Genomic DNA, 295 nt, shown 5'->3' with positions numbered 1-295 from the left:
ACCTGCCCGTGCTGGAGCCCGTTCTGAGCTATCAGGTGCTGCTGCCCGAGGGCGCAGACTTGCACGCCGCGCTGGGAAAGCTCCATCGGCTGGAAGAGGAGGAGCCCCAGCTCCATGTGGTCTGGAACGAGACCCTGGGCGAGATCCATGTCCAGCTGATGGGTGAGATCCAGCTGGAGGTGCTGAAAAGCCTGCTGGCCGAGCGGTACGGGCTGGAGGTCAGCTTCGGCCCCGGCGGATTCCTGTATAAGGAGACCATCACCGAAGCCATAGAGGGTGTGGGCCACTACGAGCC

General features: G+C 63.7%; 1 pseudogene. It reads left to right on the top strand.

Annotated features, from left to right (window positions below):
* Positions 1-295 (top strand): annotated as a pseudogene (locus P0G09_RS19445) (translation elongation factor G); the annotation flags it as partial.

It is taken from the genome of Faecalibacterium sp. DFI.5.82 (genome assembly GCF_029076575.1).
Taxonomy (GTDB): Bacteria; Bacillota; Clostridia; order Oscillospirales; family Ruminococcaceae; genus Faecalibacterium; species Faecalibacterium duncaniae.
This window is presented reverse-complemented; position numbering and strand designations above follow the sequence as displayed.